Annotated in this window: 7 protein-coding genes; 3 read left to right on the plus strand and 4 right to left on the minus strand. The window is 64.3% G+C overall.

Going from position 1 to position 6,176, the window contains the following annotated elements:
• Positions 1-47: 47 nt before the first annotated feature.
• Positions 48-1,625, plus strand: a complete 1,578-nt coding sequence (locus tag AOQ71_RS41610; protein WP_083514888.1) for a cation:proton antiporter — start codon at positions 48-50, stop codon at positions 1,623-1,625.
• A gap of 91 nt (positions 1,626-1,716) precedes the next feature.
• Here the strand turns inward: AOQ71_RS41610 and AOQ71_RS41615 are convergent, their stop codons facing one another.
• Complete coding sequence (locus AOQ71_RS41615) at positions 1,717-2,523, minus strand: SDR family NAD(P)-dependent oxidoreductase (protein ID WP_057759676.1); 807 nt, start codon at positions 2,521-2,523, stop codon at positions 1,717-1,719.
• A gap of 48 nt (positions 2,524-2,571) precedes the next feature.
• Positions 2,572-3,051: a hypothetical protein gene (locus AOQ71_RS41620; RefSeq protein ID WP_057759679.1), complete on the minus strand. Its 480-nt coding sequence runs from the start codon at positions 3,049-3,051 to the stop codon at positions 2,572-2,574.
• A 193-nt stretch (positions 3,052-3,244) separates the two neighbouring features.
• Here AOQ71_RS41620 and AOQ71_RS41625 point away from each other — a divergent pair, with 193 nt between their 5' ends.
• Positions 3,245-3,547, plus strand: coding sequence for a hypothetical protein (locus AOQ71_RS41625; protein WP_057759947.1), 303 nt, complete (start codon positions 3,245-3,247; stop codon positions 3,545-3,547).
• A gap of 165 nt (positions 3,548-3,712) precedes the next feature.
• Here the strand turns inward: AOQ71_RS41625 and AOQ71_RS41630 are convergent, their stop codons facing one another.
• The gene (locus AOQ71_RS41630; protein WP_057759682.1) at positions 3,713-4,927 is read right to left on the minus strand and encodes a hypothetical protein; all 1,215 of its coding nucleotides are present in this window, start codon (positions 4,925-4,927) and stop codon (positions 3,713-3,715) included.
• Between the two features lie 55 nt (positions 4,928-4,982).
• The gene (locus AOQ71_RS41635; protein ID WP_083514890.1) at positions 4,983-5,612 is read right to left on the minus strand and encodes an NUDIX hydrolase; all 630 of its coding nucleotides are present in this window, start codon (positions 5,610-5,612) and stop codon (positions 4,983-4,985) included.
• A gap of 69 nt (positions 5,613-5,681) precedes the next feature.
• Here AOQ71_RS41635 and AOQ71_RS41640 point away from each other — a divergent pair, with 69 nt between their 5' ends.
• Complete coding sequence (locus tag AOQ71_RS41640) at positions 5,682-6,107, plus strand: PaaI family thioesterase (RefSeq protein ID WP_057759950.1); 426 nt, start codon at positions 5,682-5,684, stop codon at positions 6,105-6,107.
• Positions 6,108-6,176: the final 69 nt, after the last annotated feature.

Here is a 6,176-nt window from a genome sequence, read left to right on the forward strand (position 1 = left end):
GCCTTGAGGCCGCACTATCCATCATACGGCCGGATTGGTGCTAGCTTGTGGCGCCGCTCACATCGGTTTCGGGGATCGTCGTGTCGACATTCGAATGGATCATCGCGCTTCTGCTCGGCGCCGTTGCCTTATCGGCGCTGGCGCGGCGGATCAAGGTCCCCTACCCGACCTTTCTCGCCATCGGCGGCGCGTTGATCGCCTTCGTGCCGAACAGCCCGTCCTGGTCTCTCGATCCAGGCCTGGCATTGGCCCTTTTTGTCGCACCAGTGCTGCTGGATGCGGCCTACGATACGTCGCTGCGCGACCTGCGCAAGAATTGGGTTCCGGTCTCGACCCTTGTCGTGGTCGCGGTCGGCCTGACCACGGCTGGCGTGGCCTATGTCGCGCACCGGCTGTTCCCCGACATGCCCTGGGCCGCCGCCGTGGCGCTCGGCGCCATCGTCGCGCCGCCGGATGCCGCGGCTGCCGTCGCGATCCTGAGCCAGGTGAAGCTGCCCTATCGCATGATCAAGGTGCTCGAGGGCGAGAGCCTGCTCAACGACGCGAGCGCGCTCTTGATCTATCGCATCGCTGTCGGCGCTGTCGTCATGGAGCACCTGAAATGGAACGAGGTCGCGCCGACGATCGCGCTCGGACTGGTCGGCAGCGTGCTGGCCGGCCTTGTCGCGGGGCGCGTCATCCCGCCCATCATGGAGCGGGTGCGAGAGGTGCCGAGCGCGATCATCGTGCAGTTCGCGACAACCTTCCTGATCTGGATCGGCGCCGAGCATCTCGGCCTCTCCGGCATCCTGACCATCGTGGTCTATGCCATCACGCTCGCGCAGTCGGCGCCTGCGCGCGTCCCGGCGCGGTTGCGAGTGCCCTCCTATGCGGTGTGGGAAACGACGGTGTTCGTCCTCAACGTGCTCGCCTTCATGCTGATCGGCATGCAGATGCGGCCGATCTGGACCAAGCTGGATGCGGACGTGCGCTGGGAATATTGCGCGGCCGCGGGCTGGATTCTGCTCACGGTCATCCTGGTGCGGCTGCTCTGGGTGACGTTCTACCGTACCACGTTGCGCCTGTTGATCGCGCACGGGATCTATCGCCCCAAGGATCCGAACCAGGCCGCTTCGCCCGAGGGCGGTCTCATCATTTCCTGGTGCGGCATGCGGGGCCTCGTCACGCTCGCAACCGCCTTCGCGCTGCCTGAGAACTTCCCTTATCGCGACTTCATCGTCTTCATCGCCTTCGCGGTGGTGCTGGGCTCGCTGGTGATCCAGGGCCTGACGCTGCGACCGCTGATCCTGGCCTTCGGCCTCAGGGATGACGATCCCGTCGGTATCGAGGTCGCGCGCGCCCGCGCCATCGCCTATCGTGCCGCACTCGATGCGATCGAGGACGATCCGTCGGAAGAGGCTGAAATCCTCAGGCTCGAATACCGCGCCATCCTGATGCAGGCGGACGACGATCCGCATGGCGGCATCCCCAACGGCGAGCTGCCGGCCGATCCCCTGCGCCGCCGCGCCATCGAGGCCGCGCGCAGGTCAATCTTCGATCTCCGTGCCACCGAGGTGATCGGGGACGACGCGTTTCACCGGCTCGAGGAAGAGCTCGATCGGGCAGAATTGAGTGCAGGGGGATGAGCAAGGCTGCCCGAGACAAATTCCGCTGTCGTCCCGGACAAGCGTCAGCTCGGATCCGCGACGACGACGGAGATTGGGCGGCAGCTAGAACCTAAGCCCCCGCCTTGCAGGTGATCCCGCCGTCGACCACGAGCTCGATGCCTGTCACGTATCTCGATTCATCCGACGCCAGGAACAGCGCGGCGTTCGCGACGTCCCACGCGTCACCCATGTGGCCCATCGGCACCTGGGCATCGCGGGCGCGCCACATCGCTTCGACGTCGCCCTTGGCGTAGCTGTTGGCGAGACCGGCCGAATGCTCCACCATCGGCGTCTTCATCAGGCCGGGCAGGATCGCGTTCACCCGCACATGATGCTTCGCGAACTCGATCGCGGTGGTGCGCGTCATCTGGTTCATCGCCGCTTTCGACGTGCCGTAGGTGACGTAGGAGATGCCCATGTGGCGGATCGAGGCGATCGAGGAGATGTTGATGATCGAGCCGCCGCCCTGCTTCACCATGACAGGAATGACATGCTTCATCGCGAAATAGGCGCTCTTGAGATTGACGCTGAAGACGCGGTCCCAGCTTTCTTCGGTGACCTCGACCACGCTGCCCATCTCGGCAATGCCGACATTGTTGTCGAGCACGTCGACGCGGCCATAGGCCTTCAGGCATGTGGCAACCATCGCCTCGATCTCGTCAGGCCGCGAGACGTCGGCCGTGAACGCGGTCGCCTGGCCGCCTTCGCCGGTGATGATATTGGCAGTCTCCTCGGCGGCCGCGCCGTTGCGATCGACGCAAAACACCTGCGCACCCTCACGCGCAAAGGTCGCCGCGGTGGCCTTGCCGTTGCCCCAGCCCGGCCCGATCGAGCCGGCGCCCACCACCATCGCAACCTTGCCCTTGAGCCGGTCCATCGCGCGTTCTCCCGTGGTTGTTGTTCTTGTAGCGTCACTGGCAAGCCGTCACTGGAACGTCATGTCCAGGCACTTGGAGATGTCGGAGCCGAGGCCCGAGGAGATGGTGATGCAGCCGCGGATCTTCTGCGCCGTCATGTCGGCGGCCCAGATCGAATAGCCGCCGGGACCGAAGAACGAGTTGGTGTTCGGCGGCTCGGTCTCGGTCGCGTCGAAATCGTAGTGGCCGTCGGACTCGAAGATGCGCGGCCTCTTGGTGCAGCCGCCGTCGGTCTGGACGTTGATGACCTCCTTGTTGTCGCGGGTCAGCGCCAGCGAGACCTGGCAGCGGAAATATTCCGAGGTCCTGGTGTTGAAGAGATAGGTGTAGGACTTGCAGGTCGCGGTGTTGAGCTTGCCCGGGGCAAGGCCACGGCTGCACGAAATCCGCTGGTTGTGGCTGAGCTGGTAGTCATCGGCCCGTGCCGCCGGCGCCATCGCCGTCAGTGACATCAAGGCAATCCAGCAAACTTTTGCGACGTGACGCATTCGAATCATCCCCACCAATATCTTTGTCGTGTTGCGTTCTAGACTGAAAGCGGAACATAGTCGCGAGGGGACGAACGGAAAATCACAAACTGCTGGTCTAGACGTGATGCGCTGCGGCGTCTTCGCAGATTGACCCAGAGACATCGTTCGTGATTTGTTCAAAAGGGCACCCCGACAATGGGGAGGATGGATGATGGCATTTTCAATCAAGACATTTGCAATCGCAGCCGTGCTGGGCGCGTTCGCCGCGCCCGCTCTCGCGCAAAACGCGGCGGCGCCGTGGGAGCTCAAGCCGGACACCGGCTATGCTTATGACAAGGACGGCAAGACGTTTTCCTACAAGATGGGCACCAGCAATGCCGGCGAGCTGCTGAAGGGCGCCAAGAAAGTGCCGAAGGGCACGCTGTTCTTCATCGGCCAGAACGGCCAGCTCTATATGCGCAGCGGCCAATATCTGGAAGGCGACGGCAGGTTCAAGTTCGGGCCGGACCAGTAGGTCTAACTTTGTAGGGTGGGTCAGCCCCGTGATTGCGCGAAGCGCAATCACTCGGCGTAACCCACCACTGGCTCTATCAGCTGAGACAGAAGAGGTGGGTTACGCCGAGCAGATGCGCTTCTCGTATCTGCAGGGCTAACCACCCTACGGCAGCTCGCCACGGTCCTAAAACGCCGCCGCCAATTCCCTTGCGCCGGGCTTGCTGCTGTTCGAGTCCATCCGGTCATCCGTCACGGCGAGCAGCTTCGCCACCGTGTTGTGGCGGATCGCGACGGGATTGCGCTCGTAGCCGCTGCGCTGGAAGAAGTTCGAGGTCGGCACCTGCTCGCGCATCGCCTGCGGCATCGTCACCATGTCGAGGCCGGTGCCGTCGCCGGTGAGGTTCATCATCTCGAGCTCGGCAGCCGTCAGCGGACGGGTGTAGCCCTTGGCGCGGGCGAACAGCACCGAGGTCAAGAGCTTGTGGGTTTGCAGCATCGGCCCGACGTCGATGTCCAGCACCATCGCATGCATGGCCCAGCCCTGCGCGGTGTCGCCGATCTTCTCGTGCTCCGACCAGGTGTCCGGCACCGACTTCGCATGCGCCACCATCTTCTTCAGAACGGCGAGCTTGTGCTCGAGCGCCTGGCGCGCCGGCCCCGAGGTGCGCGCCACCTTGTCGGCAAGCGCGCGGACGAACTCGTGGCCCTGCTCGGCCAGGAGCTCGACGCTGTTGGTGGTGAGCAGCTGGTTGTAGCCCATCGCGGTCGAGATCGCGCGCGTGCCGCCATGCTCGATGCCGGCCTGCACGTCGTAATTTCCGGTGCCGCCTGTCTCGAAGGAATAGACCCGCACCGCCTGCTCCCGCGTCAGCCCCGAGGCGAGTGCGTAGCGCGCATAGGCGCGCTTGAACTCGACCTCGCTCGTCGGCCGCTGCGGCGTGAATTGATAAAGATCCTGCGCGGCGCGCAGAAGATCGGATGCCACCGGCAACGGCTTGCGGGGCGGTCGCTCCGGCGTTTCCTCCGGCTCCGGGTTCACCGGCCGCTTCGGCCCGGTATAGACAGGCGGCTGCTCCAGCACGTAATCGTCGAGCGTGATCTGCTGCCCGCTTCGCCGCTTGGCATTGCGGCCCTTGCGTTTCTCAGAGACCTGGCTCCAATAGGCAGCGGCCTCCTGGTCAAAGGCGCCCCTGATAGCCTGATATTCGGCGAGCTTGCGGCGATATTCGAGCACGGCCGGCGAGGCGCCGCCTTGCGCGAAAAACTGCGAGAGCAGCTGGGCGTTGGCATTGCTGACGGCAGGCGGCAGCGCGCCGAACTCCCCGCCACGCGCGGCGGGGACGAGCAGGACGAGCGCCACTGGAACCAGCGCCAGATGTGTTCGAATCGAATGATGCATGCTGCCCTCTTAGCAGGCATCCGGTAACCGTCACGTTAACACGCCGTTTACCATCTCATTTCCAGGCAAAAACCGGCTGTTCCAGGTCGGTAACGCGGGTCTGCCGCCCCGCCAGCACTTCGCGGAACTGGTAGATCAGCGCCGCGGTCGGCGCGTGGATCAGGCTCATCTGGTGGTGGAAGCGAATCACGCGGCCGCTGCTTTCGGGAATCACCGTGAAGTCGAAGGCATCGTCGCGCTCGATCGTGTCGAGCGCGATGCGATGGACGGAGGCGACCTCGTCCGGGTTCGGGGTCATCGCAGCGCTGTTCGCAGCCCAGACCACAACGGGCGTGATCAGATAGCCGGAGCGCGTCGGGTAATCGTCGAGCAGGCCGAGCACGGCATCGGGTGGAAGCTTGAGCGCGAGTTCCTCGTCGAGCTCGCGCAGCGCCGCCTCGACCGGCGTCTCGCCGGTATCGCAGCGACCACCCGGCAGCGCCCATTGACCGCGGTGCGAGCGCAAACTCGATGCGCGCCTCGTCAGTAGAAACGCCGTGTCGTCGCTGTCGTTGGATGCCGTCAGCGCCAGCACCACCGCGGCGCGCTTCAGCGCCGACGGTTCAGTCGCATCGGGCAGCCGCGCAAATGAAGCGCAGGCGGCTTCGATATTCCGTCTGGTGGCATCGTCGAAAGCTCTCATGATGCTTGACTACACCAGGACCGCATCTGATGAAACGAGGAGAGATCAAGCGTTGCGAGGATGGATGAAGCGATGACCAGCAAGGCCGCAGCAAAGCTCAAATCAGACGGCTGGACCATCCTGGAAACCACGGGCTTCATGCACCTCGTCGGCCCCTTGTGGGAGCGCAAGGTCGAGGGCCGATACGAATTCGCGCTCGCCACCGAAGACAAGCATCACAACCGTCGCGGCATGGTCCAGGGCGGCGTGATGATGACCTTCGCCGACCGCACCTGCGGCATGACTGCCCGCTACGTCTCCGGCAAGGAGTACATGGCGACGGTTCAGCTCGACACCCATTTCGTCGAGGCCGGCCAGATCGGCGACATCCTGATCTCCCGCCCCCGCGTGGTGCGCTCGACGCGCAGCCTGATCTTCATGAGCACCGAGGTCACCGTCGACGACCGCTGCATCGTGATGGCCAATGGCGTGTTCAAGATCTTGAAGGGGCCGGCGTAGGCCGCGATCAGGGCCAGCGCTGCAATCGGCGCCCTCCGCTGTCGTCGCCCGGCTTGACCGGGCGACCCA

The sequence above is a fragment of the Bradyrhizobium manausense genome (assembly GCF_001440035.1).
Lineage (GTDB): Bacteria > Pseudomonadota > Alphaproteobacteria > Rhizobiales > Xanthobacteraceae > Bradyrhizobium > Bradyrhizobium manausense.

Bases quoted from the DNA above. Each gene is read 5' to 3' on its own strand.
- AOQ71_RS41615 (WP_057759676.1), bottom strand. From the start codon at position 2,523: ATGGACCGGCTCAAGGGCAAGGTTGCGATGGTGGTGGGCGCCGGCTCG.
- AOQ71_RS41640 (WP_057759950.1), top strand. From the start codon at position 5,682: ATGACCAGCAAGGCCGCAGCAAAGCTCAAATCAGACGGCTGGACCATC.
- AOQ71_RS41630 (WP_057759682.1), bottom strand. From the start codon at position 4,927: ATGCATCATTCGATTCGAACACATCTGGCGCTGGTTCCAGTGGCGCTC.
- AOQ71_RS41620 (WP_057759679.1), bottom strand. From the start codon at position 3,051: ATGCGTCACGTCGCAAAAGTTTGCTGGATTGCCTTGATGTCACTGACG.
- AOQ71_RS41625 (WP_057759947.1), top strand. From the start codon at position 3,245: ATGGCATTTTCAATCAAGACATTTGCAATCGCAGCCGTGCTGGGCGCG.